Below are 463 nucleotides of genomic sequence, written 5' to 3'. Positions count from 1 at the left end.
GCTCCTCCAGTGAGCAATACGCGAAGTGATGTGTTCTCAAGCTCCATGAACTGTTCCGCAAGCTGTGTCGGCAGGAACGTGATCGTTATGCCGTTCGTTTCAAAATAATCGTTCAGGCGGACGATATCGAGGCGGATCGCTTCATCAATGACGTGAAGCTCGGCACCGATCGTCCAGGTCGGGAACATCTCCCAAATTGAAGCGTCGAACCCAAAGCCCGCGTACTTCGCACTGCGGTCCTCCGCTGTCGTGCTGAACGCGTCGTGGTGCCAGAAGCACAAGTTCACAAGCGCATGGTGTTCGACCATGACACCCTTCGGCTGTCCGGTTGTTCCAGACGTGTAAATCATGTACGCCAAGTTCTCCGCGGTTACAGCGGTTTCTGGATTTCCCTCGTCGTTTTCATCAAGCGGCAGGCTTAGAATTGTGCGGCTTCCGTCGAGAAGAATGACATCTCCCGTAT

Annotated in this window: 1 pseudogene; it reads right to left on the bottom strand. The window is 54.0% G+C overall.

Annotated features, from left to right (window positions below):
• A pseudogene (locus ACFRCG_RS48570) lies at window positions 1–463 on the bottom strand (AMP-binding protein); the annotation flags it as partial.

The sequence above is a fragment of the Embleya sp. NPDC056575 genome, from assembly GCF_042793325.1.
GTDB lineage: Bacteria > Actinomycetota > Actinomycetes > Streptomycetales > Streptomycetaceae > Embleya.
This window is presented reverse-complemented; position numbering and strand designations above follow the sequence as displayed.